The 25,573-nt window shown below is 66.7% G+C and carries 24 protein-coding genes and 1 riboswitch; of the genes, 16 read left to right on the forward strand and 8 right to left on the reverse strand.

From position 1 onward, the window contains the following. The first annotated feature begins 139 nt into the window (after positions 1-139). Entirely contained in the window at positions 140-1,381 is a 1,242-nt protein-coding gene (locus tag ACFWB0_RS22265; RefSeq protein WP_378492569.1) for a hypothetical protein, read from the forward strand. A 69-nt stretch (positions 1,382-1,450) separates the two neighbouring features. On the opposite strand, the gene ACFWB0_RS22270 is transcribed toward ACFWB0_RS22265, so the two are convergent. From ACFWB0_RS22270 to ACFWB0_RS22285, 4 genes are all read right to left on the reverse strand, one after another. Then, positions 1,451-3,145 carry a cytochrome bc complex cytochrome b subunit gene (locus tag ACFWB0_RS22270; protein ID WP_378492570.1) on the reverse strand — a complete coding sequence of 565 codons (1,695 nt, stop codon included), beginning with the start codon at positions 3,143-3,145 and terminating at the stop codon, positions 1,451-1,453. Continuing rightward, positions 3,142-4,269, reverse strand: coding sequence for a ubiquinol-cytochrome c reductase iron-sulfur subunit (locus ACFWB0_RS22275; RefSeq protein ID WP_378492571.1), 1,128 nt, complete (start codon positions 4,267-4,269; stop codon positions 3,142-3,144). Before ACFWB0_RS22275 ends, ACFWB0_RS22270 begins: the two co-directional genes overlap by 4 nt. Then, positions 4,266-5,102 (reverse strand): c-type cytochrome, encoded by an 837-nt coding sequence (locus ACFWB0_RS22280; protein WP_378492596.1) that lies wholly within the window; start codon positions 5,100-5,102, stop codon positions 4,266-4,268. Before ACFWB0_RS22280 ends, ACFWB0_RS22275 begins: the two co-directional genes overlap by 4 nt. Positions 5,103-5,206: 104 nt before the next feature. After that, positions 5,207-5,821, reverse strand: coding sequence for a heme-copper oxidase subunit III (locus tag ACFWB0_RS22285; protein WP_378492572.1), 615 nt, complete (start codon positions 5,819-5,821; stop codon positions 5,207-5,209). Positions 5,822-5,959: 138 nt separating this feature from the next. Here ACFWB0_RS22285 and ACFWB0_RS22290 point away from each other — a divergent pair, with 138 nt between their 5' ends. Both ACFWB0_RS22290 and trpD read left to right on the forward strand, forming a co-directional pair. Further along, positions 5,960-6,424 (forward strand): hypothetical protein, encoded by a 465-nt coding sequence (locus tag ACFWB0_RS22290; protein WP_378492573.1) that lies wholly within the window; start codon positions 5,960-5,962, stop codon positions 6,422-6,424. Positions 6,425-6,523: 99 nt separating this feature from the next. Beyond that, on the forward strand, positions 6,524-7,600 hold the full coding sequence (gene trpD / locus ACFWB0_RS22295) for an anthranilate phosphoribosyltransferase (protein WP_378492574.1): 1,077 nt from the start codon (positions 6,524-6,526) through the stop codon (positions 7,598-7,600). A 91-nt stretch (positions 7,601-7,691) separates the two neighbouring features. On the opposite strand, the gene ACFWB0_RS22300 is transcribed toward trpD, so the two are convergent. Together ACFWB0_RS22300 and ACFWB0_RS22305 are read right to left on the reverse strand one after the other, a co-directional pair. Beyond that, a complete protein-coding gene (locus ACFWB0_RS22300) occupies positions 7,692-7,967 on the reverse strand; it encodes an Lrp/AsnC family transcriptional regulator (RefSeq protein ID WP_378492575.1) in 276 nt (91 codons plus the stop codon). A 51-nt stretch (positions 7,968-8,018) separates the two neighbouring features. Further along, positions 8,019-9,776 carry a DEDD exonuclease domain-containing protein gene (locus tag ACFWB0_RS22305; protein WP_378492576.1) on the reverse strand — a complete coding sequence of 586 codons (1,758 nt, stop codon included), beginning with the start codon at positions 9,774-9,776 and terminating at the stop codon, positions 8,019-8,021. A 452-nt stretch (positions 9,777-10,228) separates the two neighbouring features. Next, a riboswitch (cyclic di-AMP (ydaO/yuaA leader) is annotated at positions 10,229-10,393 on the forward strand. 15 nt (positions 10,394-10,408) lie between these two features. On the opposite strand from ACFWB0_RS22305, the gene ACFWB0_RS22310 reads away from it, so the two are divergent. From ACFWB0_RS22310 to ACFWB0_RS22365, 12 genes are all read left to right on the forward strand, one after another. Next, entirely contained in the window at positions 10,409-10,981 is a 573-nt protein-coding gene (locus tag ACFWB0_RS22310; RefSeq protein ID WP_378492597.1) for a C40 family peptidase, read from the forward strand. Between the two features lie 183 nt (positions 10,982-11,164). After that, a complete protein-coding gene (locus ACFWB0_RS22315) occupies positions 11,165-12,211 on the forward strand; it encodes a C40 family peptidase (RefSeq protein WP_378492577.1) in 1,047 nt (348 codons plus the stop codon). 67 nt (positions 12,212-12,278) lie between these two features. Next, on the forward strand, positions 12,279-13,610 hold the full coding sequence (locus ACFWB0_RS22320; RefSeq protein WP_378492578.1) for a hypothetical protein: 1,332 nt from the start codon (positions 12,279-12,281) through the stop codon (positions 13,608-13,610). Between the two features lie 51 nt (positions 13,611-13,661). Continuing rightward, positions 13,662-14,831, forward strand: a complete 1,170-nt coding sequence (locus ACFWB0_RS22325) for a glycosyltransferase family 4 protein (protein ID WP_378492579.1) — start codon at positions 13,662-13,664, stop codon at positions 14,829-14,831. A 38-nt stretch (positions 14,832-14,869) separates the two neighbouring features. Continuing rightward, on the forward strand, positions 14,870-15,265 hold the full coding sequence (locus tag ACFWB0_RS22330) for a polyketide cyclase / dehydrase and lipid transport (protein WP_378492580.1): 396 nt from the start codon (positions 14,870-14,872) through the stop codon (positions 15,263-15,265). A gap of 123 nt (positions 15,266-15,388) precedes the next feature. Beyond that, the gene (locus ACFWB0_RS22335) at positions 15,389-15,826 is read left to right on the forward strand and encodes an SRPBCC family protein (RefSeq protein WP_378492581.1); all 438 of its coding nucleotides are present in this window, start codon (positions 15,389-15,391) and stop codon (positions 15,824-15,826) included. 29 nt (positions 15,827-15,855) lie between these two features. Continuing rightward, positions 15,856-17,049, forward strand: coding sequence for an ArsA family ATPase (locus ACFWB0_RS22340; protein ID WP_378492582.1), 1,194 nt, complete (start codon positions 15,856-15,858; stop codon positions 17,047-17,049). Next, positions 17,046-17,471 (forward strand): hypothetical protein, encoded by a 426-nt coding sequence (locus ACFWB0_RS22345; protein ID WP_378492583.1) that lies wholly within the window; start codon positions 17,046-17,048, stop codon positions 17,469-17,471. Before ACFWB0_RS22340 ends, ACFWB0_RS22345 begins: the two co-directional genes overlap by 4 nt. Before the next feature lie 17 nt (positions 17,472-17,488). Beyond that, positions 17,489-18,469: an ROK family protein gene (locus ACFWB0_RS22350; RefSeq protein WP_378492584.1), complete on the forward strand. Its 981-nt coding sequence runs from the start codon at positions 17,489-17,491 to the stop codon at positions 18,467-18,469. A gap of 130 nt (positions 18,470-18,599) precedes the next feature. Further along, a complete protein-coding gene (locus tag ACFWB0_RS22355; protein WP_378492585.1) occupies positions 18,600-19,352 on the forward strand; it encodes a lysophospholipid acyltransferase family protein in 753 nt (250 codons plus the stop codon). A 30-nt stretch (positions 19,353-19,382) separates the two neighbouring features. Next, positions 19,383-19,874 (forward strand): polyadenylate-specific 3'-exoribonuclease AS, encoded by a 492-nt coding sequence (locus tag ACFWB0_RS22360; protein WP_378492586.1) that lies wholly within the window; start codon positions 19,383-19,385, stop codon positions 19,872-19,874. Positions 19,875-19,919: 45 nt separating this feature from the next. Further along, positions 19,920-21,305, forward strand: a complete 1,386-nt coding sequence (locus ACFWB0_RS22365; protein ID WP_378492587.1) for a class II 3-deoxy-7-phosphoheptulonate synthase — start codon at positions 19,920-19,922, stop codon at positions 21,303-21,305. Between the two features lie 27 nt (positions 21,306-21,332). Here the strand turns inward: ACFWB0_RS22365 and pknB are convergent, their stop codons facing one another. After that, positions 21,333-23,384 carry a Stk1 family PASTA domain-containing Ser/Thr kinase gene (pknB, locus tag ACFWB0_RS22370; protein WP_378492588.1) on the reverse strand — a complete coding sequence of 684 codons (2,052 nt, stop codon included), beginning with the start codon at positions 23,382-23,384 and terminating at the stop codon, positions 21,333-21,335. A 113-nt stretch (positions 23,385-23,497) separates the two neighbouring features. Between pknB and ACFWB0_RS22375 the strand changes: the two genes are divergently transcribed. Beyond that, the gene (locus tag ACFWB0_RS22375; RefSeq protein WP_378492589.1) at positions 23,498-23,869 is read left to right on the forward strand and encodes an Rv2175c family DNA-binding protein; all 372 of its coding nucleotides are present in this window, start codon (positions 23,498-23,500) and stop codon (positions 23,867-23,869) included. 103 nt (positions 23,870-23,972) lie between these two features. Here the strand turns inward: ACFWB0_RS22375 and ACFWB0_RS22380 are convergent, their stop codons facing one another. Beyond that, the gene (locus ACFWB0_RS22380; RefSeq protein WP_378492590.1) at positions 23,973-25,562 is read right to left on the reverse strand and encodes an alpha-(1->6)-mannopyranosyltransferase A; all 1,590 of its coding nucleotides are present in this window, start codon (positions 25,560-25,562) and stop codon (positions 23,973-23,975) included. Positions 25,563-25,573: the final 11 nt, after the last annotated feature.

Consider the following 25,573-nt stretch of genomic DNA (forward strand, 5'->3'; position numbering starts at 1 on the left):
GGCGCTGCACCCACACGGGTGCGGCGCCCGCCGTCGTTCGTGTCCCGGACAGGTTCGATGAGCAGGATGGCGGTAGACCCGGACACGGTTTCTCTCGGCTGTGTCCACGGTGGCTCGGCCCGCGTGTCATCCTCGGAGGATGGCACGAACGTGGTTGTCGGTGACCGTGGAACTGCTCGGCGGGCGCGGCGAGGAGCTGTGGCCATGGCCCGGTCGCGTCTTCGCGGTCGGGCCGTCCCACACCTTCATGGACCTCGCCGACGCCGTCAACGATGCCTTCGCGCGGTGGGACCGCGCGCACCTGTCGGTGTTCACCCTCGCCGACGGCAGAGTGGTCACCGACCAAGAGACGGGAGCCGAGATGGCAGAGTCGATCGGTGGGCCCCTCACCGAGCCGGTGGACATCGAATCGGCAAAGGTCGCTCGGCTACTCGGCCTCGGATCGGAGTTTCAGTTCACCTTCGACCTCGGCGACGATTGGACGCACCGGTGCGTGGTCGGGCAGGAGAAGATCGACCCCGCGGAGGTACTGGGTATCTGTCCCGATGCTCCCTTGCCCTACTGGGGCTGGGGCAGTATCCCGGATCAGTACGGGCGCCGGTGGGCCGACGACGACGGGCAGCGCCGGGTGCCACGGAGACCGAGTCGGCCCCATCCGATGCTGTTGCATGCGTGGCCCGCACAGGAGCAGGTACCCGTCCTCGACCTGCCCGAGCTTCGCCGAGCTATCGCGGCAGGCGATGCGGCCCGCTTCCTCGCCGCGCTGAGAGGACGTGACGTCGACGATGCCCTACAGCAGGTGGGGGCCGGAATACCGATGGCGCTCGAGCACAGACGTCAGGACACCGAGCCGGTGGCACTGTCGGTCGTCAACCGGCTGACACTGCGCGCCGGCACAGGTGACGGGGTGCTGGCCGAGGACCTGCTCGCGTGTCTGCGCGGCGAGCCGCTACCAGGGCGGGCGGTTCCGGTCGACCTCGAGATGCTCGGTACCGGAATCGAAGGAGATCCGGGCATGTCGACCGGTGGTTTCGTGGATCTGCGCACCGGGGACGTGTACGACGACAGCATCACTGACCCGATGATGATCGGAGGGGACGCCGCCGTCGACGTGGAGGCGGAGCCCGACCGCTGGATCCGGTTCGACCGCACCGACTCGCGGGACGGCTGGCGCGACATGGAGGCGTTCGCCGAGAGGCAGCATGATGGGGCGTTGCGGGAGCAACTGGAGCGCGCGATCGAGGGCAAGGGCGCATTCCACCGGTTCCGAGACCTCGTCGACCAGGAGGGCATCGCCGAGCAGTGGCATGTCTTCTCCACCGACCGCCGACTGGGTCGTACCCGCGAGTTCCTCGCCGGCATGGGCGTCCGCGTGGGGTGAGAGTCCGGAAACGGGCAGAGGGCCCCGAACCGGATCGGTTCGGGGCCCTCTGAGGTCGAGCAGGAAGCGTCAGTGCGCTTCGTTGTTGCCGTCCTTGTCGGTCACGTCCTTGTCGGACAGCGCCTTGGATTCGTCTCCGTCGGCGTCGCTGTGGATACGGTCCTGGTATTCCTTCAGGATCGTACGCAGCTCGGCCTCGCTCTCGTGATGAGCGGCTTCGAGTGCAGCCGACTCGCCGGCCGGATCCGCGCTCCACCAGCTACCGGCACCGGGCTTACCAGCGCTGCCCAGGCGGTTCATCCGCTTGGGCACCGTAGCGCCCTGGTAGTCGAGCGGAAGCGGGTGTCCGTGGTCGTCCACCGGGCCGAGCGGCTGGTGGATCTCGATGTACTCGCCGTGCGGCAGGCGACGGACGATGCCCGTCTCGATGCCGTGCTCGAGCACCTGACGGTCGCTGCGCTGCAGACCCAGGCAGAACCGGTAGGCGATGTAGTACGCGAGCGGAGGCAGAATGACCAGTCCGATACGACCCATCCACGTCGTCGCGTTGATGGAGATATCGAACTTGTACGCGATCAGGTCGTTGATGCACATGAGCGTGGCAACGGTGTAGAACGCGAGCGCCATTGCACCGAGACCGGTGCGCACCGGAACGTCACGCGGACGCTGCAGCAGGTTGTGGTGTGCGTCGTCCTTGCTGAACTTCTTCTCGATCCACGGGTAGAGGATCAGCACGGTGAATACCAGGCCCATGAGCAGTGCGATCCAGAACGGCTGAGGAATCGTGTACCGGTCGAACAGGTACAGCTCCCACGCCGGCCAGATTCGAGCCAGACCGTCGGTCCACATCATGTAGAAGTCGGGCTGCGACCCCGCAGACACCTGCGATGGGTTGTACGGGCCGATGTTCCACACCGGGTTGATCTGCAACAGGCCGGACATCAGGGCCAGCACGGCGAAGGTCATCGCGAAGAACGCGCCGGACTTGACTGCGAACACGGGGAGGATGCGCACACCCACCACGTTCTGTTCGGTGCGGCCGGGGCCGGGGAACTGCGTGTGCTTCTGGTACCAGACCAACGCGAGGTGCGCGGCGATCAGAGCCAGGATGATGCCCGGGACGAGCAGCACGTGCAGGACGTAGAAGCGCGGGATGATCAGTTCGCCGGGGAAATCTCCGCCGAAGATCATCCAGTGCAGCCAGGTACCGACGACCGGAACCGACAGCGTGATGCCGGAGAACGCGGCGCGGAGGCCGGTACCGGAGAGCAGGTCGTCGGGGAGCGAGTAACCGAAGAAGCCCTCGAACATCGCAAGGATGAGCAGCAGAGAGCCGATGACCCAGTTCGCTTCACGCGGGCGACGGAACGCGCCGGTGAAGAAGATGCGAAGCAGGTGGACGATGATCGACGCCGCGAACATCAACGCTGCCCAGTGGTGGATCTGCCGGACGAACAGACCGCCGCGCACCTCGAAGGAGATGTTCAGGGTCGTTTCGTACGCGCGGGACATGCCGACACCGCGGAGCGGTGTGTAGACGCCGTCGTAGGTGACGTGGGCCAGCGACGGGTCGAAGAACAGCGTCAGGAAGACACCGGAGATCAACAGGATGATGAAGGTGTACAGGGCGACTTCGCCCAGCAGGAACGACCAGTGGGTGGGGAACACCTTGTTGATCTGACGGCGGATGCCGGCAGAAAGGTGATACCGCGAGTCGAGGTTCTCGCCTGCTTTTGCAGCGTGTGATCGAGTTGCAGTACTCACGGGCGACGCTCCCAAAATGCCGGGCCGAGAGCTTCGTTGAAGTCGCCGTTGGCGACGAGGAAGCCCTCTTCATTCACTGTAATAGGCAGCTGCGGAAGAGCGCGAGCAGCGGGACCGAAGATCGGCTTGCCGTACTCGAGTGCATCGAACTGCGACTGGTGGCACGGGCAGAGAATCCGGTTGGTCTGCTGTTCGTACAACGAGGTCGGGCAGCCGAGGTGGGTGCAGATCTTCGAGAAGGCGAAGTAGTCGCCGTAGTTGAAGCTCTCCTGACCCTTGCGCTTGATGGCACGCTCGGCGTCGTCGGTCCGCAGTCGAATGAGCATGACGGAGTTGCGGATGCCGCGAAGGCTGTCGAGCAGTGCGTGGTCGTCGCCGCGGTCGGCTTCACGGAACGGGAAGACCGTCTCCATGCCGCCTGCGTCGAGGTCCTCGGGGCGCACCAGAACGATGTCCTGCGGCCGGCCGGTGTCGCGGCGCAGGTAGATGGTTTCGCCCGGGTAACGGGGAGTCCAGCCGGATCCCCAGAGCGGCGAGTCGTCGCCCTCGGCCCACGGGTTCTTGATCAGTCCGCCGAGCGGCATGATCAGTCCGACACCCAATGCGCCACCACCGAAGATGGCGGTCCGCTTGATGAGCTTGCGACGGGGGAGCGTCGAGGTCTGCAGCGAGTCGGACAGTTCCGCGACGATCGTCTTGCGATCGACCTCGGACGACGGGCCGTCGTGACGATCCTGGATCGACACCTCTTCGGGGATGAACTTCTTGGTGAACTGGACTGCGCCGACACCGATGCCGAGGATCGACAGACCCAAGGTCAGACCGAGTAGCGGGGTGTAGAGGTTGTACCACCCGTACTGCGGGTCGTCGATGCTCTGGTATTCCCACGGCCAGAACAGGTAGACGGCGATGAACGCAATACCTGCGAGGCCGGCGAGGGTGAACCAGGCAGCTACGTTGCGCTCCGCGCGCTTCTCGGCGCGGGTGCCCTCGACGGGCCACCGATCCTTGCGGAACACGACATCGACGCCGTCGAGGTTCGTGCCGAGCTCGACGAGATCGTCGCGGCTCATCTGATCGAGATTCTCGATCGAGTGCTTGTTCGGCATGTCGCCGCTACTCATGACCTTGCTCCGATCCACAGTGCAGCGCCGACAACTGCGACGATGCCGACAGCGAACATCGTGGGACCTTCAGCGCCGGGCCCGAAGCCTCCGAGACCGTATCCGCCCGGATCCTGTGTCTCGCTGGCAGACTTGATGTACGCGATGATGTCTTGCTTCTCCTCGAGCGTCAGCTGACGATCGGAGAACTTCGGCATGTTCTGCGGCCCGGTGAGCATGGCGGTGTAGATCTGCTGCTCGTTGGCCGGATCGAGATTGGGGGCGAACTTGCCGGACGAAAGTGCTCCACCACGGCCGGTGAAGTTGTGGCACGAAGCGCAGTTCTGACGGAACAGTTCGCTACCGCGTCCGATGTCGTTTCCGCGAAGCGAGGACTGGGCGATCTCCCCGTTCTCGTCGCGGATGACCGTCGGTCCACCACCGTTGGCCTGGATGTATGCGCCGAGGGCGTCGGTCTGAGCGGCGTTGAACTTCGGGTCCTTACGCACGGCCTGGGCCTCGTTGCGTGCGGCAGGCATACGACCGGAGGACACCTGGAAGTAGACCGCTGCCTCGCCCACGCCGATCAGCGTGGGGCCGCGGTCCTCGATGCCCTGCAGGTTGACACCGTGGCAGGTGATGCAGGAGGTCTCGTAGAGCTGCTGTCCCTCACGGATCAGCGCGCTCTGGTCGTCCTGCGCAGTGGCCACCTGCGGATCAGGTGTCAGCGCTGAAGCAAGGAAGCCTGCGCTCAGGAGGCCGAGGGCAAGCACCAGGGTGCCGGTGACGCGGCGCCTGAGCTTGCGCTGACGGCGGGACGTGGCAGCAGTGGCTGCCGAGGATCGACCGGGCATGTCGTCACCCTCGGGTGCGAGAGGTGGGGATGAACTCATCTGTATCCCTTATATGTAAGTCGGGACTGACTGGACGTCAGGGGGCTGCCTAAGCGTTCAGCTGGCTAACGGATGAAATAGATCGTGGCAAACAGTGCGATCCACACGATGTCGACGAAGTGCCAGTAGTACGACACGACGATGGCGGCGGTGGCCTGCGCGGGAGTGAACTTACTGACCTTGGTACGGAACAGAAGGAACACGAATGCGATGAGTCCACCGATCACGTGCAGGCCGTGGAAGCCTGTGGTGATGAAGAACACCGAGCCGTACACGCTGCTCGCGATAGTGGTGCCGTCCTGGACCAGGACGATGTACTCGTAACCCTGACCGAGCACGAAGAAAGTGCCCATGCCGAGGGTGATGAGGTACCACCGTCGCAGACCGAAGACGTCGCCGCGTTCGGCAGCGAACACACCCAGCTGGCAGGTGAAGGAGGACGCGATCAGCACCGAGGTGATCGGTACCGCTACCCACAGGTTCAAATGGGTGGGCGGCGGAGGCCACATACCCTCGGGCGCCTGTGCCCGTGCCACGAAATACATGGCGAAGAGCCCTGCGAAAAACATGAGCTCACTGGACAACCACACGATGGTGCCGACGCTGACCAGGTTGGGCCGGTTCAACGAGTGCACGCGCTGTGTGATTGCAGATCCTGAAGTCCCTACTGCGCTCGTCACGCTGGCTAGTATGACCCGTCGTAGTAAGTGATGGGCAATCGGGGCCGAAATCGGCGCGTCTCTACTGCCCCCGGGGAGGTAAATGCCGAGTTCCCGGCTACGAGGCGAGCCAGATGTGGCGGATGTGAGGGTGGCGGGATGAGTGAACAATCGGGGCTGTTGGGAAGAATTCGCGGTTTCCTGACGCGGCGAGCATCCGAGCCTCTCGACGCCACCCGGCCGGATCTCGTGATCGTCGTCGAATCGTTCGACGACGCGGAGGCGTGCTCCACCGCGCTCGACCGCGGTGCGCAGAGCACACCCCGATGGATCGAATCCGACGATGCGGTCCTACGACACCATCTGGAGCTGCCCGCGGCGGGGGTCGAGGAGGCTCTCGCACTGGCCGGGCAGGACGGATACACCGCCGCTGCGCCGCATGCTCCTGCCTCAGTACCTTCGGAGTCTGCTGCTGCAGACGCAGAGAGCCGGGTCTCGCTGATCCTGCTGCGGGTCCAGACACTCGATGCGATGCACTGCGCCCAGGAGAAGTCGCGGATGGCCTCGCTCGCGCAACGTCTCGGTGGGAACGCCCTCGGTTGGGATGCACTCCAGCCGCAGTGACGCGGCCTGCAGTCGCACGACGACGCCTGGCTAAGCTTTCCCGGCGGAGGGCACAACAGTGCCCCGACAGTGAGTCGGATGTGGCGAAGGGTGGGTGCGATGAACGCGAGGCAGGCGGCGGATGAGGTGGTTGCCAGCTGGCCCGCAGTACTCGGATCTCTGACCGCAGGTCGTGATCTGACCCGACCCGAGGCCGTCTGGGCCATGGACGAGATCTTCTCCGACAACGCGACCCCTGCTCAGATCGCGGCGTTCGGCGTCGCGCTGAAGATGAAGGGCGAAACGCCCGAGGAGTTGCGGGCCCTCGCCGACACGATGCTCGGCTACGCAAACCTCGTGCCAGTGGACGACGACACCGTCGACATCGTCGGAACCGGCGGCGACCGCGCCAACACGGTGAACATCTCCACGATGGCGTCGTTGGTGGTGGCAGCAGCAGGTATCCGGGTGGCCAAGCACGGCAACCGTGCCGCCTCGTCGAAGAGCGGCGGTGCCGACGTGCTCGAGGAACTCGGGGTGCATATCGACCTCGGACCGGAGCAGGTTGCACGCTCGCTCGAGGAAGCAGGCATCGGATTCTGCTTCGCGCCGGTGTATCACCCGGCACTGCGCTTCGCTGCTGCCCCGCGCAAGCAGATCGGTATCCCGACAGTGTTCAACGTGCTCGGTCCGCTCACCAACCCCGCGCGTCCCCGCGCCGGACTGATCGGGTGCGCCTTCGAGTCGTTGGTTCCGACCATTGCGGGTGTGCTCGCGCAGCGCGGCAATTCGGCGTTGGTCGTTCGTGGCGACGACGGTCTCGACGAATTGACCACGTCGACGACATCGACCGTGTATCTCGTCCGCGGAGGTTCGGTCGAGGTACAGGCGCTCGACCCCACCAGGCTGGGGATCGCGCGGGTCCCGCTCGAAGCGCTCCGAGGCGGTGACGCCGCCGAGAATGCGGTGATCGCGCGGGCGTGCCTCGCCGGCGAAACCGGACCGGTCCGTGATGCAGTGCTTCTGAATGCCGCAGGGGCGATCGCCGCGTTCCGGGGCGTCGACGATGGACTCGAGGATGCACTCGCCGCCGGACTCGAGGTGGCTGCGACCGCAATCGACAGCGGTGCCGCTGCGAAGGTGCTCGAGAAGTGGGCTGCCGTGACGACGCGGCTCGGTGCCGAAGTTCAGCGCTGACCCTGCGGCAGTGACCTACAGGTGGTGCCCACCCGAATCGGGCGGGCACCACCTGAGTCGTATGTAGTCGTGTGTACGTATTCGTGGGTGGTCAGCTCCCTATGGAGAAGCCCGCCTCGATGTCGTCGCTCGAATACGACTGGAACGCGATGTGTGTGACGGTCTTGCTCACCCCGTCGACCTTGTTGATGCCCCGCGTGACCACCTCGGCGATCTGCTCGTGGTCGCGGACACGCACCACCGCCACGAGATCCACGTCCCCGGCGCACGAATACACCGTGTCGACCCCGGCGAGGTCGGCCACCGCTCGGGCGGTCTCCGGGATGCGGTGGGCGTCGGCATCGATCAGAACGATGGCATTGATCATCGGGACTCCTTGTCTGTAACTCCGGTGACGCAGGTCTTCCTCCGGTGACGATCAGCCTATGCGGTGGCCGTCCGGTTCCGGGACCGCCCCGGACGCATCGCGTGCCTCGCGGGCAAGGTCGGCCCAGTCACTCCAGCGGCCCGCACCGGCGATGGGTTCGGACCACCCGTGGGAGGTCCGGACGATGCGCACTCCTTCGGAGTCCAGCCACCGTGTGATCAGTCCTGTCTCTTCCTGGGGTGCACCGCGCAGCGGGCCGGGTCCGGGCAGTACCGTTTCCGCGCCCGCCGTGATCGCGTCGACGACCGGCATGGGGCGAACACCTCGCTCCGCGACCCCGGCCGCTGCGAGCCTGCCGGCACGCACCACGGCGAACTCCCAGCCTCCTTGCGCGCGAGGACGCGCCGCGACCAGCTCGTCGACGGCGGCGAGTGCCGCGAGGCGCTGCGTCCGTCGTAGAGCGCGGACCGCGTCGGCGGTGCGATCGCGGAGTCGGGCCGCATTCTCGAACAGCTCCTTGCCTGCCAGCTCGTCGATACGCTCCTGCGCCCGCGTCAGTACCGAGGAGTCGTGGCCGTGGAGTAGGTCGCGTGCCTTCCGGACTTGAACGGAGTACTCGTCGGGGCTCTGCGGGCCGAAGGACGCTGCCGAACAGGCTCCGACCGCATCGGGCAGGCAGCCGTCGCCGTGGCGCCCGGAGCGGCCGATCCGGCGGGTACACGTGCGCAGCCCACAGAACTCGGCGAGGGTGGCGGCGACCGCGGCGGCTGCGTTCCGGGTGGAGAAGGGGCCGAGTGCGTCGGTCGAGGGGGTGCGTGAGAGCGCCGCACGCGGGAAGGGCTCGTCGGTGAGTGTGATCCACCATCCGCGAGTGGGGTATTTCGAACGACGGTTGTACGGGGGAGTGTGGGCGGCGATCAGCCGTAGTTCGCGGACACCGGCCTCGAGCCCGTGGGCGCATTCGACGTGGTCGATGCGGGTGGTCAGCGCGACCATCTCGCGGAGCCTCGGTCGGGTCTCCGAACCTGTGAAGTAGTTGCGGACGCGGCGACGCAGATCCACGGCCGTGCCGATGTAGAGAGCCTCGTCCGACGGGCCCCGGAACAGGTACACGCCGGGGCGGTGCGGCAGGTGTGCGGCCAGGGTGCGTTTGGCGCGTTGTTCGGCTGTGACGGCGGGGATGTAGTCGCGCAATTCGGTGAGGCTGTGGACCCCCTGGTTCCCCACCCGCTCGATGAGTGCATGGAGGACCTCGACGGTCGCACGTGCGTCGTCGAGTGCGCGGTGTGTGGGCTGCGTCGACACGCTGAACAATTCTGCGAGCGCAGAGAGCTTCACCGACGGCGCCTCGTCGCGGCCGAGAACTCGCCGCGCCAGTTTGACGGTGCAGACGACGGGGAATCGGGGCCACGCCACGTCGCACCGGACTGCTGCCGCGCGGAGGAAGCCGGTGTCGAACCCCGCGTTGTGCGCGACGAGAACCGAGCCGGCCGCGAATTCGAGGAATGCCGGGAGGACCTCCTCGATACGAGGGGCCTGATAGACCATGGCGGTGGTGATGCCGGTGAGGCGGACGATCTCGGGTGGTATCGACCGGCCCGGGTCGACGAGGGTCGCGAACTCGCCGAGTACCTCACCGCTGCACACCTTGACCGCACCGATCTCGGTGATGGCGTCGTCGCCGGAGCGTCCCCCCGTGGTCTCGAGATCGACCACGACGAAGGTGGTGTCGCGTAGGGGAGTATCCAGTTCGTCGAAGCTGAGCTGAACACCGTGGCCGGTGTCGGAACCGATAGGGGACGACGTCATGCGCATGAGCGTAGGAACGGCCTCCGACACACCGCCGATCCGGACTTTCCGCCCTCGCTGAGACGAGGATCACACAAGACCCGATCGTCGGACCCCGGGAGGTGTCGGGCGGGATGCCTCCCGGGCGCGGGAGGGGCAGTTCCGTGGTGCGTTCGGGTCGCTGCGCCGACGGCGTGGAGGGAGCCGAATCGCCACCGTGAACTGGGGTGGGTTACAGCGGTGTGCAATGGGCGGTGCACGCTCTCGGGGTTTAGGACGAGCGGTCCGGGGTACCTGCCCTCAGTGCCGTTATCGGCCTGTTATCAAATCATGGCGGAGCTGGTCCCAAAGTTCCTGAAACGGACTTAAGTCGCATTCTGCGCACGTTCGGGTTGGTCTCGGCGATGCAGTTTCGTAACCTTCCTGAGACCAAGCGGAATTGTTGGTCCGGCCCACTCCCGAGGGTCGGAGCCGCTCGGTAACCGCCTAATCGGCCGCTCGTCATCGAGCGTCCGAGCCGGGGACCCACACGCGTTACTTGGGGTGAATCCCCTCCACCGCACTCGCGGAGAGGGGTAGGGCTGATCTTCCGGCCCGAATCCGTCAGCTAACTCGGTCGGCGGGTGAACGGAAGAATTGGAGAACAACCCCTCGTGGTCTCGCAGAACAACAAGCGCACCGTGCGTCGCGCACTCGTCGCCGGAGCTCTCGCGCTCGGTGCAATCACCGTCACCGCCGGTCCGGCGATGGCAGAGCCCGTCACCATCCCCGGTGTCGGCACCTTCGACCTTCCCGCCGGCGTGACCCTGCCGCCGGAGGTCACCAACCTCATCCCGCCTGCCCCGGAAGCCGCTCCCGCTGCGCCCTTCACTGCGCCGTTCAGCTCGGTCGGCCAGCGCGCCGCCGACGCCGCGCTCAGCAAGGTCGGGTCCCCGTACGTCTACGGTGCAACCGGACCGAGCGCGTTCGACTGCTCCGGTCTCGTGCAGTGGGCGTACCAGCAGGTGGGTCTGAGCGTTCCTCGCACCAGCTATCAGCAGGCTTCTGCAGGCCAGTCCGTGTCGGTCGGTGCGCTGCAGCCCGGTGATGTCGTCTCCTTCTACGGGGGCAGCCACACCGGCATCTACATCGGCAACGGCAACATCGTGCATGCCTCGACCTCGAGCCAGCCGGTGAAGGTCGCTCCGCTCGACTCGATGCCTGTGGACGGCGCCCGCCGCTTCTGATCGACGAGCAGTGTCCGTGAGGGTGGATCGGTGACGCACCGGTCCACCCTCACGTCATTGCGGGACCGAGCAGGTGGCGGTGGAACTGCCGGTAACGAACAGTCGAGCGCTACCCGCGGGTAGACACGAAGCTATGCGGTTCCGTAACCTGATCGAGATCTTTGCGAAAGGAAGACAAGCCTCGTGTTCTCCGCCTCCCGCAGACGGGCCGTTCGCACCGCTCTCGCCGCATGTGTACTTCTCATCCTGGGTCTCACGGCCTCGCCCGCAGTGGCCGATCCCATCGGCGAGAGTCCCACCGCCAAACTCGAACATCTCGCCGACCTGTCGCGCCGATCGGAGCAAGCCACCGAGGCCCTGCACCACGCCGGGATCGAACTCGATGCGCGGATCGCGGAACAGCACGAACTGGATGCTCGCTCGGCCGCCGACCGCGATGCTCTGGCGGCAGCCCAGGCCGAGGTCGCACGCTTCAAGCCCACTGTCGACAAACTGGCCCAGGCCAACTATCGCGGTTCGCGCACCAATCGCCTCTTCGCGGTGATGGTCAGCGACTCACCCCAGCAGTTGCTCGACCAGATGGTGATGCTCGATGTCCTCGGCGCGCAGACCGATCGCGAAATAGAAGGATTCCGCGTAGCCAGCGCGGCGGCAGCGGCGGCCGCCGCTGCATCGGAGAAGTCGGCCGAAGCCGCACGTATCGCGGCCGAGCAGGCGCAGAGTCTCCGTGACGACCTGCAGCGTCAGGAATCCGAACTCGAAACTCAGATCGCCGCGGTTCTCGACGCCTTCGACAACCTCAGTGACGCGGAGAAGACGACCCTTGCCGGCACGCCGTTCCCACCTGGTCTCGATGCCGATCGCATCATGGAACACCTCATCCCCGGCAACGGTGCAGGAGCGCTCCGCTCCGCACTCACCCGGATCGGCGACCCGTACGTATGGGGCGCCACCGGCCCCGACCAATTCGATTGCTCCGGTCTCGTGGTCTGGGCATATCAGCAGGTCGGAAAGACCGTGCCCCGATCGAGTCAGGCGCAGGCCCAGGGCGGTACCCCGGTGTCGCGCGGCAATCTCCAACCGGGCGACGTCATCATCTTCTACAACGACGCCTCACACGTCGGCATCTACGCGGGCGACGGAAACATCGTGCACGCCTCCACGTTCGGTGTACCGGTGAAGGTGCAGGCGATGGACAGCTTCCCGTTCCACAGCGCACGACGCTACTGACCGCCGCAGGAGAATTACCGACACGCGGCACGGAGGACAGCGCACGTCGCCGCATACACTTGCCGCCGTGCCCGCGCCGGAGACCCTGTCTACCTCCCATCGTCGTCTGCCGTGGGAGCGCATCGGACTGGCCGGACTTGCGCTCGCCGTGGCGGCGGCCGGGGTGCTTCTCGTCGCTCCTCGAGCCGACGAGCAGTCCGAGTCCGACACCCGTGTGGAATTGCAGGCGCTCGTCGACTCCTGGGCCGACGCGGTACGCACCGCCGACAGCGCAGCCCTCGCGGAGATCGTCGACAGTACCCTCGGCCCGGAATTGCTCGACGCCGAAATCCGGCGCGCCCAGGCGCTGAGCATCGTGCCGCTGACAGAGTTCGGATACGAGCTCGGCAGCGAGCCCGCAGCCGATGTTCCCGACGCGGTCGCCCGCAGGTTCGGAGACGATCCACTCCGTGCAGTCACGGTGTCGCTGCGCTACGGAATCGAGGGAGTCGACGAGACCCCGACACACAAACCCGTCGCTATGCTGTTCGTCGCGCGGGAAGACGGCTGGAAGATCGCCTCCGACCGACCGCTCCCGGGCACCGCGTCCGTGACGTGGCGAGGGCCGTGGGACCATGGACCGCTCCAGGTGACCACCGCCGAGACCGCCGGTGGCACGTCGATGATCCTCGCTCACCCCGACACGAGCGACCTCGCCGCGAACATTGCGGACGAGCTGCCCTCCGCAGTCGATGCGGTCTCCGATGTGTGGGGAACGGACTGGCCGGCCCGTTCGCTGGTCCTGGTCACCTCGAGCCACGACGAGTTCACAGATCAGGTGGGCACCGCACACAACGGTCACGAGATTGCGGCCGTGGCGATCTCCGATGCCGTCGACCCCGAGCACGACAGGGCGACCGGCCAACGCATCGTCTTCAGTCCGGCAGCGGGCAGTCGCCTCTCGTCGGACGGCCTGCGCGCGGTACTCCGGCACGAACTGGCACACATCGCGGCCCGGCCGCAGACGGTGGACGGGTCACCGATGTGGATACTCGAGGGATACGCCGACTACATCGGCTACCGATCCGGTACCGGAGCACCCGTGACCGGCGCCGACATTCGCCGGATCGCCCCGAGCCTCGTTGTGGAGGTCCTGCGCAGCGGTGCACCGTCACAGGTCCCCACCGACAAGGACTTTGCGGATCCTGACCGATCCCGCACCGCCTACGAGACCGCGTGGAGCTTCGCGGTGTTCCTTGCCGAGGAGTACGGCGAAGGCGAACTGACTTCCCTGTACCGCACACTCGCCGACGGACCGTCCTCGGAAGGGGACCAGAGGGACGCATTCAGCGCGATCCTGGACGTGAGCGCGAAGGACGCTGTCGACCGATGGGGGCAATGGCTCACCGATCGGATCTGAAGCTCCCGCCCCGTCGAGCACGCCGTGTCCGGCACACCCTACGGTGTAGCCATGTCGCGAACGCTGCTGGTGACCAACGACTTTCCGCCCCGACCAGGAGGTATCCAGTCGTACCTGCGATTGTTCGCAGCACAGCTCCCGGCCGACGAGGTCGTTGTGTACGCACCGCGCTGGCGCGGCGACAGTCACATCCGCTACGACGAGGCCCAGCCGTTCGAGGTCGTGCGACACCCGACGACACTGATGTTGCCGACCCCGGCGGTCGCGCGCCGCGCGTCGCGTCTGCTCGTCGATACCGGGTGCGACTCGGTGTGGTTCGGCGCCGCCGCGCCGCTGGCACTGCTGGCGCCGGTACTGCGTCGTGCCGGTGCCGAGCGGATCGTCGCGAGCACCCACGGTCACGAAGTGGGCTGGTCGATGGTGCCGGGGGCACGCCAGGCGCTGCGCCGGATCGGCAACGAGACCGACACCGTCACCTTCGTCAGCCGGTACACCCGGCGCCGGTTCGCCTCCGCATTCGGTGCGCAGGCCGGTCTCGAGCATCTGCCGTCCGGGGTCGACACCGAGGTCTTCCGGCCGGATCCGGGTGCGCGCGCCGAGCTCCGCGCACGGTACGGACTCGGTGATCGGCCGACGGTGCTGTGCCTGTCGAGGTTGGTGCCGCGCAAAGGACAGGACATTCTGATCCGGGCACTACCGGAGATCCGGCGGCGCATCGACGGAGCTGTGCTCGTCATCGTCGGTGGCGGCCCGTACGAGAACACTCTTCGTGAGCTGGCCCGCAAGACCGGTGTCGAGGACCACGTCGTCATCACCGGCGGTGTGCCCGCCGCGGAACTGGCAGCCCATCACACGATCGCGGACGTGTTCGCGATGCCGTGCCGGACCCGTGGCGCAGGGCTCGACGTGGAAGGTCTCGGAATCGTCTACCTCGAGGCCTCCGCCACGGGTGTCCCGGTGGTCGCGGGACGATCGGGCGGAGCCCCCGAGACGGTGAGAGACGGGGAGACGGGGTTCGTCGTCGACGGCACCTCGGTGTCGGCGGTGGCGACCGCGATCACCGGTATCCTTGCCGATCCGGACCGTGCCGCGGCGATGGGAGCTGCCGGTCGGCAGTGGGTGTCGACCGAGTGGCGCTGGGATGTTCTCGGCGCAAAACTGCGCCACCTCCTGAGCGGAACGCCGCACCGACCAGAAACCGTGCACCGAACCGCGGGGTGACGAATGGGCGAGCCGTCCGGTATGTGAAGCTGTGCGGCGTGAGCAGCATTCAGGTGTCGGACCAGACCTTCATTGCGGCAGACCCCGTCCGCATCGCCGCGGAGATCGCCGCGGCGGACCGCTGGCGAGTGTGGTGGCCGGATCTCGCGTTGACCGTCCGTGAGGACCGCGCGGAACAGGGAATCCGATGGGCGGTGTCCGGGCCGCTGACCGGGACGATGGAAGTATGGCTGGAACCCTCGCTCGACGGTGCGATCGTCCACTACTTTCTGCATTGCGAGCCGACGGGAGTCGCCTCCGAACGTGTCGTGGAACTAGACCTGGCTGCGATGAACCGGGAGCGCCGCGTGGCCGGGAAGAAGATGACCTTCGAGGTCAAGACGCGCCTCGAGAAGGGGCGCGCGCCGGGTGAGGCTCCGAAGGCCCGGGACTGAACGGACCGATACCGTGTCGATACGGTGTGTGGTAGACAACGGCGTCGGTATCGGCCGCTCCGGTGACGGAGACAGCCACACACCTTCAGTACACGGGACGCACTGAGAAGGAGTCTTCGTCGAATGGCCGAGAAGACCAAGAGGTCGATCACGATCGATGCGCCGGCAGATCACGTGATGGCCGTGATCGCGGACTTCGACGCCTACCCCACATGGGTGGAGGCAGCCAAGACCGTCGAGGTGCTCGAGCGCAGGCCCGACGGCCGCGCAGAAACCGTCCGATTCGTGCTCGACGCGGGGATCGTCAAGGACACCTACGTCCTGCGCTACCGCTGGGCACCGGACGGCCGGGCGGTCAGCTGGAACCTCGAGAGCGGCGAGATCCAGAAGGCACAGTCCGGGAGTTACGTCCTCGGCGATGCCCCGGGCGGCGGCACCGTGGTCGACTACGAACTCACCGTGGACCTGACCATCCCGATGATCGGCCTGTTCAAGAGAAAGGCCGAGAAGGTGATCACCGACACCGCGCTCAAGGAACTGAAGAAGCAGGTGGAAGGCTGAGCGCCGAACGCGGGACGACGCCCGCCCGCGTGCGGCTGTTTCTCGGCAAGGGAGGGTCGGGCAGAACCACCCTCGCTGCGGCCACGGCGCTCGACCTCGCGCGGAGCGGCGGCTCCGTGCTTCTCGTCTCGATCGACCAGGCACATTCGCTTGCCGATGTCCTCGCCGTCGAAGCGGGGCCCGATGTCACGGCCGTCGCCGACGGTCTCGACATGCTCGAGGTCGATTCGCTCGGGCTGCTCGAACAGCGTTACGCGGCACTGCATCGGCTCGCGACAGTCGCGGGGGGACACGAGCATGCCGGACAGTTCGATCTGCCGGCCCCGGAAGAGCTCATCGGTCTGCCGGCCGTGCAGGAGCTGCTCGCGCTCACCGAAGTGGCGAACCTGGCCGACGCGGGGCGGTGGCACACGGTGATCGTCGATGCACCCGCGTCCGCCGACGCGTTCCGGATGCTCGCCTCACCCCGCACGTTCTCCGACTACATGGATCGAATCTGGCCGCGGCACAGCCGGATCACCGCTGCGACCGGATCCGACCCGCGCCTGATGATGGTCGTGGCGCTCTACGATCGGATCCTCGGCGGACTCAGTGCGGTTCGCGACCTCCTGGACGATCGCACCCGAACGAGCGCGACACTCGTCACGACCCCCGACCGTGCGGGATTCGCCGAGCTACGTCTGCTTCGCTCCTGGGCTGCGTTGGCCACGCTCCGGCTCGATGCCGTGATCGTCAATGGGATCCTGCCCGACCTCGGCGACGACGGGGCCGCTGCCGAGTGGATCGCGACCGCGCGTACGGCGCAGTCGACCGTCGTCGACGAGATCTGTGCGCTGGTCACCGAGGTGCCGGTCGCTGTGTGCGAGCGTCGAAGCAGCGAACCGATAGGGTTGCTCTCGCTCGGTGAGATGACACAGCACCACCGAGGCGGCCGGGATCCGTCGCAGCAGGGGAGTAGCGACGTCGAACCGGTCCGGATCGGTCATGACATGGGAACAGGGGTGGACGCGGTGTACACGATGCGGATGCATCTCCCGCTGGCCGACCCGGCGTCGCTCACGCTCGGCCGGGTCGACGACGATCTCGTCGTGGGGGCCGACGGGATCCGTCGCCGCCTGCGGTTGGCGTCGGGTCTGCGTCGTTGCACGGTCTCGGAGGCGGAATTCGACGGAACCGATCTGCTGGTGCGCTTCGTTCCGGATCCGGCGGTGTGGCCGCAATGAGTTCGGATCACGATGCTCTCCTGGCCGATCTGAGGATCCTCGCCGACACCGTCCTCGACCGCGTCGAGGCGCTGGTGGAACAGGTGGCTGCGCAGGGCGGTGCACAGCGACCCGGTGATGCGCACGCGGATACCCCACCGAACGAGGGCACCGCAGAGGCGAGCGCGCCCGCGCCGGCCCCGGGCGGCTGTACCTGGTGTCCGCTCTGTGCGGTTGCCGCGCTGGTCCGCGGCGAGAACCACGAGCTGCTCACCACGCTGGCGTCCCAACTCGCCGCGCTGATCGCGGTCATCCGAGAACTGGTGGCCCGCTTTCTGCCGCCTCCACGCAGCGAGCCGGACGACGAACCGGACGGCCCGCCGCCTCCGGAACCACCGGACCGAGGCGGTTTCGTGCCCATCTCCGTCACCATCCGTCCCTGACAGCGGACACTGACGGTATGGCTGAACCCGAACGGCCCACGATCGGCATCGACGTGGGAGGCACGAGCATCCGGGCCGCGGTGGTGGATGCGTCCGGAGCGGTGATCGACTCTGCTCGCGCGCCGACCCCCGGATCGGCGCCGGTGCTCGAAGACGCTCTGCACCGGGTGGTTCGGCAACTCGCCGACCGCAATGACGTCTCGGCGGTGGGCCTGGCGGTCGCAGGGTTCCTCACAGCGGACTGTCGCACGGTCCGGTTCGCCCCGCACCTCCCGTGGGTCCACGCCCCGATCGCAGCACGCCTCACGGACCGGTTCGAGCTGCCGGTGATCCTCGAACACGACGGGAATGCAGCGGGGTGGGCCGAGTATCGATTCGGTGCCGCGGCAGGCAGCCGTATTGCAGTGCTCGTGGCGCTCGGGACAGGTATCGGTGCCGCGCTCCTGCTGGAGGGCCGGATCTTCCGAGGTGCTCACGGAGTTGCGCCGGAACTCGGCCACCTGCAGGTCGTGCCCGGTGGTCGGCCCTGCCCCTGCGGTAAGCGAGGGTGCTGGGAGCGATACTGCAGCGGCACCGCTCTGGTCGACATCGCCGTCGAGATGCTGGCCGCGAACCCCGGCCATTCGCAATTGATCGCGGGGACTGCTGCGGACCCCGGTTCGTTGACCGGCCGCCGGATCGCCGGTGCTGCCCATGACGGCGACCCCCTTGCTCTGGCCGCCATGGCCGAGTTTGCCAGGTGGTTGGGTCTCGGGTTGTCGATCGTCGCCGATGTGTACGACCCCGAACTGATCGTCGTCGGAGGGGGAGTGTCCGGGTCGGCCTCGCTGTTCCTCGACGATGCACGAGACCACTACGCCGCTGCCTCGACCGGTGCCGGACATCGACCCCTGGCCAGAGTGCGAGCCGCACAGCTCGGTGACGCCGCCGGAATGATCGGCGCAGCGGACCTCGCCCGTCGCGCGATGGCTGCGGAATGCGAAATCACACTCGCGTGAGATTCTTGTCACTTCTCGCTCGTTGGCGTGGACCAGGGCACCTCTGCGCGTGCGTGTGACCCTCGAGGCGACGTAGAGTCGACCGGCGGGCTTGGTGAGCCCCGCGTCGACCATCCGGGGAAGGTTTGCCATGTGGTACTGGCTTGTCAAGTACGTCCTGCTGGGCCCACTGCTGGCGCTCATGGGGAGGCCGAAGTTGGAAGGCGGGGAGAACGTTCCGACCGGCGGCTCCGCGATCCTCGCCAGTAACCATCGCGCCGTGCTCGACTCGTTCTACCTCCCTCTGCTGGTGACGCGGCGCATCACCTTCCTTGCGAAGAGCGAGTACTTCACCGGTACCGGACTCAAGGGCCGATTCCAGCGCTGGTTCTTCTCCGCCGTCGGCCAGGTCCCGATCGACCGCACGGGTGCGGACGCCGCGCAGGACGCGCTCAACGCCGGTGTTCGGGTTCTCTCCCGGGGCAAACTGCTCGGTATCTACCCCGAAGGCACTCGTTCACCCGACGGACGCCTGTACAAGGGCAAGACCGGCCTTGCGCGCCTCGCGCTCGAGACCGGCGTCCCTGTGATCCCCGTCGCGATGATCGGCACCGACAAGATGAACCCGATCGGCTCCAAGATGTGGAAGCCGGCCAAGATCACCGTCCGGATCGGCGAGCCGATCGACTTCTCGCGCTTCGAAGGGATGGGCGGAAATCGCTTCGTCGAGCGCGCCGTCACCGACGAAGTGATGTACTCCCTGATGCAGCTGTCCGGCCAGGAATACGTCGACGTGTACGCCGCGTCCATGAAGGACAAGGACACCCGGACAGACTCACCCGATGTCGCGTCGGTGCGTGATCTCGGTGATGCCGATCGCATGCCGGACACCCAGGCGGGGTGACGCGAGGCGTTCCGGGCATAATGTGACCACGTGCGCTACTTCTACGACTGCGAGTTCATCGAAGATGGACGCACCATCGAACTCGTGTCGATCGGTGTGGTGTGTGAGGACGGCCGCGAGTTCTACGCGGTGTCCACGGAATTCGACCCCGAGCGCGCGGGCCCATGGGTTCGCCGCAACGTGCTTCCCAAACTTCCCAACCCGAGCGACCCGGCCTGGAAGTCGCGGACCCGGATCCGCGACGATCTGCTGCGCTTCCTCGTCCCGCGCGTGGGTATCCAACCCGAACTGTGGGCCTGGATCGGCGCATACGACCACGTGGTCCTGGCCCAACTGTGGGGAGCCATGCCTGCGCTCCCCGACCTGTTGCCACGATTCACCCGCGAGCTGCGGCAACACTGGGAACACCACGGCTGCCCGCCGCTACCGCCGGTACCCGACGACAATCACGATGCGCTCACCGACGCCCGTCATAATCTCGCGAAGTTCGACGCGATCGAGGCGGCCCGCCGCACCCGATAACCGGGCCTGCGTGACCGGCGGGAGCAGTGGCCATATCCTGGTGGAGTGAACTGGACTGTCGACGTACCGATCGACCGCTTGCCCGAACTTCCACCGCTGCCGTCGGACCTGCGCGAACAGCTCGATGCCGCCTTGTCCAAGCCCGCATTGCAGCAGCCGAACTGGCCCGAAGACCAGGCCGCGGCCATGCGAACCGTGCTCGAGAGCGTCCCTCCGATCACGGTGCCCCGCGAGGTCGAAGAACTGCAGAACCAACTCGCGGCCGTAGCACGGGGGGAAGCATTTCTCCTGCAGGGCGGTGACTGCGCCGAGACCTTCATGGACAACACCGAACCGCACATCAAGGGCAACATCCGCACGTTGCTGCAGATGGCCGTCGTCCTCACTTACGGCGCGTCGACGCCGGTCGTCAAGGTCGCGCGCATCGCCGGGCAGTACGCCAAACCGCGTTCGTCCGACACCGATGCGCTCGGTCTGCAGTCGTACCGCGGCGACATGGTGAACTCCATCGTGGCCGACGCCGCTGTCCGAGTGCACGATCCTTCACGCTTGGTCCGTGCATACGCGAACGCCAGTGCCGCGATGAACCTGGTGCGTGCCGTCACTTCCGGTGGCGAAGCCGACCTGCATCGCGTCCACGACTGGAATCGCGAATTCGTCGCGTCGTCGCCGGCCGGGGCCCGATACGAGGCACTCGCCTCCGAGATCGACCGCGGCCTGCGTTTCATGGACGCGTGTGGCGTCATCGACCCGAACCTGCGCGCAGCGACCATCTATGCGAGTCACGAGGCGCTCGTGCTCGACTACGAGCGTGCCATGCTGCGTCTCGACACCACGGGAGACGAACCCCGGCTGTACGACCTGTCGGCGCACTTCCTGTGGATCGGCGACCGCACCCGTCAGCTGGACGGCGCGCATATCGCCTTCGCGGAGTTGCTCTCCAACCCGATCGGCCTGAAGGTCGGCCCCAGCACCACCCCGGAGATGGCTGCGGAGTACGTCGAACGGCTCGACCCCCACAACAAGCCCGGCCGGCTCACCCTGATCTCGCGGATGGGGCATTCAAAGGTCCGCGACCTACTACCCGGCATCATCGAAGCGGTCGAAGCCACCGGGCACAAGGTCATCTGGCAGTGCGACCCGATGCACGGAAACACCCACGAGTCGTCGACCGGATACAAGACCCGGCACTTCGACCGGATCGTCGACGAGGTTCAGGGCTTCTTCGAGGTGCATCGCGCGCTGGGCACCCATCCGGGCGGCATCCACATCGAACTCACCGGTGAAGATGTCACCGAATGCCTCGGCGGCGCCCAGGACATCTCCGACGTGGACCTGCACGGCCGGTACGAAACCGCGTGCGATCCGCGACTGAACACCCAGCAGTCCATCGAGCTGGCATTCCTCGTCGCCGAGATGCTGCGAGGCTGAGTTCGACCGGCCTGGTGGCCGAACGGATCAGGGCACCGCGGTCAGTACGACCCTGCTGCCCGGTTCCGTTCTGTCACCGGCACCCGGACTCTGCCCGATCACCACGGAGCGGTCGGAGTCGGCGAGTTGCCGCACGTCCACTTCCAGACCCAGCCTGCCCAATTCTTCGCGCGACGATGCGACCGAGCGCCCCAACATCGACGGCACCTTCACGGCGTTCGACACGAGCAGCGTGACCGTGCCGCCTGCGCCGACCCGGTCGCCTTCCGACGGATCGGTCCCCGAGACCCGGCCTGCATCGACGTCGGGATCGAACACCTCCCGTTGATCCTGCACGGTCAGACCTGCCTTCTCTAGCGCTGCGCGCGCGGCATCGACGGTCCGGCCTTTCAGATTCGGAAGCTCCACCGGGGCAGCACCCTTGCTGATGATCACCTCGACCTTCGCGCCGACCGGCAGAACCGTGCCCGGTGCCGGGTCGAGTGCCGCGACGGCGCCTTCCGGTGCCGACGCACTGAACGCCGTCCCACCGTCGACGGGCTCGAAGGTGCGACGCCGCAATTCGTCCTCGACCGTGTTCCGGTCGCCTCCACCGGGAACACCCGGCACCGTCGGACGACCCAACGACACCAGCAGCGCGACGGCATCACCCCGCGGGACCTGTGAACCCACCGCCGGATCGGTGCCGAGCACCGTGTCGATGGGAATGGCGTCCGAGTACTCACCGCGGGTCTCCACGGTCGCGCCTGCGGTCTCGATGGCTGCTGCCGCGGCGGCGCGGTCCATGCCTTGCACCGCAGGAATGTCGATCATCCTGCCCGAACCGAGCCACCATCCGGCCAGGCCCAGGAGCAGCGCGAGCACGACGATCGCGGCGATCCAGCCGGTGGTGGTCCGCCGGGAGGTGCGTCTACTCGCGGGATAACCGGGCCGCGTGCCGTCGCCGGGAGGCGAGGCCGGGCCACCCCCGTGTACCTCCCGAGTGTCGGTGCGCTGGTGCTCCCGCGTGACGACCTTGGTGTGCTGCGGCTGTGCGTGGACCTGCCCGTTTGCCGGTGACGCTGCGCGGTGCACCATGGTCGGCGCCGCATCCGTAGCGGGCGCGGAGGCCTGTCCGATCACGGTGGTGTCGGGAACTGCACTCGTCGCCGCCGGTGGCGGTGCTGCGGGCGCCACGACCGGGACCTTCGCCGTGGTGGCGGACTTCCGGGGCGCCGGAACACGGTATCGGGGAAGGTCGAGTGAATCGCAGAGGTCGGTGAGGGCGTCGGCCATCGCACCGGCGTCGGAGTACCGCTCACCCGGCTCACGTTCGGTCGCGTGACGCACCAGGGTGTCGAACTCCTCCGGCACACCGTCGATCCAGGTACCCGGATCGGGTACGTCCTTCTCGACACGCTGGTATGCAACGGACAGTGATGTGTCACCGGTGAACGGGGTCCGACCGGTGAGCATCTCGAACATCAGGACACCGGTCGAATACACATCGCTGCGCGCATCTGCGTTACCGGTCGTGACCTGCTCCGGGGAGAGGTATGCGGCCGTACCCAAGATCACACTGCGCGACGTCGTATTCGCGGCCGCCACCGCACGCACGAGGCCGAAATCGGCGATCTTCACCTCCCCGTTCCGGGAGATCAGAATGTTCTCGGGTTTGACGTCGCGGTGCACGAGGCCCGCCCGATGGGCCACCGCGAGTGCGCCGAGTACAGGTGCTGCCACTGCTGCCGCAGCATGCGGAGGCATCGGCCCGCGCTCACGCAGCAACTCGCGGAGCGTGCCGCCTTCCACGAGTTCCATGACGAGGAACACATCGTCGCCGTCCTGCCCCTGGTCGTACACCGCCACGAGTCCTGGATGGTTGAGTCGCGCCACCGACCGGGCCTCGAACTCGAACCGTGCGAGGAACTGAGGGTCGGCCGCGAACTGGTGGTCCATGACCTTCACCGCGACCGGGCGGTCGAGGCGTTGATCGGTGGCGCGGTACACGGTCGACATGCCTCCGCGAGCAATCCGTGCTTCGATCAGATAGCGCCGGTCGAGGAGCTTGCCGACCATGTGGTCGCCTCCAGCGGTCACCCGGTGTACCCCCGTGTCTCGATGTCCCGATCTCGTCCCCGTCGATCGTAGTCATGGCGCCGACAGACGGTCGCGTACGTGTCCTCCGCGCATCGGCGATACGGTAATGAACCGTGAGCACTATTCCGTACTGCGACGACGTCCTTGACCGCACCGTGCCGGTGCTGCAACTCGTCGACGTGGCCAAGCAACTCGGCCTTGCCATCACCCGCGTCCATCAACTGCTGCGCGACGGCCAGTTCCTGGCGATCAAACGCGACCGCATTCCCGTCGTACCCGAGGCGTTCTTCGACGACAGCGGCGCGATCGCCAAGGGCATCCCCGGACTCATCGCGGTGCTCCACGACGGAGGATTCAGTGGCGAGGAAATCCTGGAATGGATGTTCCGGGAGGACGACACCCTCCCCGGTGGAAACGCCATCAGTGCGATGCACACCGATTCGATGAGGGAAGTGATCAGGCGAGCACAGGCCGCAGCCTTCTAGGACAACTTCGGCCTTCTGACACGCACACCCGAGGCCGCCTGCGCAGGCGCGACGGATATCCGTCCGTAGAGCACGAACGCGGTGCGGTCGGGCACCCCCGGCCTCACCGCGTGGCCGCGCGCAGATGCAGCGGATCGGGGTTGCGCAACGACAGCGCAGCGACGACCGCCGCGAACACGGCGAGTGCCACGTGCGCGATGTTGTACATCCCGATCGAGCCGTCCGGGTTGAAGATCAGCATGAGCCATGTCGACAACGCGACGAGGACCATCAGGGTGCGTGTGGACATCGCGAACGCTGCCGCCACGACCAGCGGCCACGAGTAGTACCACGGCAGCGCGGCAGGCGACAGCAGTGTCACGGCGGTGAGTGCGATGACGATGCCGAGAACGGCGTCGCGTTCCGTGCGGCGGAAGCGCCACCATGCGAAGACCAGGATCACCACGAGAGCGATCATGCAGAGCATCCGTGTCACTTCGAGCACGGAACCGAGACGCCACGGCGTGAACCAGGTGACGATGTGGGCCGTCATCGTCGGAAGCGACAGCCAGTTGATGATCTTCGACGAGCCGGACAGGGCGGTGAGCCAACCGATACCGACGCCGGCGATCAACGAGGTGCCGCCGAACACGAGCGTGAACACCGCGACCCCGGTGCCTGCCGCTTTGGCGAACAAGGTGATCGGGGAGACGGGTTCGCGGCCTTCGGCGATCGCGCGGTCGCGCTCGTGGATCATCCACACCCACACCAGGAAGGGCAGTGCGATTCCGGCGGTGGCCTTGATCGCGGCGCCCAGCGACACCAGGGCGACGCCGCTCACATGGCGGCCTTCGAGTGCGAGCACGATCCCGGCGACCATCAGCCCGACCATGAGCAACTCGTTGTGGACGCCCCCGACGAGATGAACGAGGACTAGTGGGTTGAGGACCGCCAGCCACACCGCGACGGTGGGATTGCCGCCCATCCGGCGCGCGAGTCGTGGCACGCCCCAGGCCATGAGCACCAGGCCGGGCAACATCAGCAGCCGCCACAGCCACGTGCCGGACACGACGTTGTCGCCGGTGATCGAGGTGATGCCTGCGCCGAGCAGGAGATGGACCGGTCCGTACGGGGTGGTCGTCGTGGTCCAGACGTTGCTGACATTGTCGAGCAACAGACCCGGGTTGACGACGGGGCCTTCCGAGTACGGATCGAACCCGTCGCGCAACATGGCGCCCTGGGCGAGATACGAGTATGCGTCTCGGCTGAACATCGGGGTCGCGACCAGTAGGGGCACGGTCCACGCGGGCAGGATCTTCCAGAGGTCGCGGACCGATGCGCTGTCGGCGAGCACCGCACGCCCCAGGCGGACCCAGGCGCCGATCATCAGCAGGACACCGACCCAGACGATGATCGTGGAGAGCAGGTGACCGTGTCCGAACCGCAGCCACGACAGGTACATGTCCTCGAGCAGTGGGTCGACGCGGCGCACACTGCCTGCACCGAAGCTGCCGAAAGTCAGGAGGGCCGCTCCACAGGCTCCGAGGAGTGCCGCATTGCCTGCGGGACTTCGGAAAAAATGAGTCGGGCCCCGACGGGGAAGATCCGTCGGACTCAGCGGCGGACCTGTCGGTTCGGGCGATGCGATTGCCGGTGCCGGTACGGTGGCCGATCGATCATCCGGGTCTGCTTCGGAAGCAGCAGGGGACGACATGGGTACGATTC

Origin of the sequence: Rhodococcus sp. NPDC060086 (assembly GCF_042730275.1) — a bacterium.
Lineage (GTDB): Bacteria > Actinomycetota > Actinomycetes > Mycobacteriales > Mycobacteriaceae > Rhodococcus.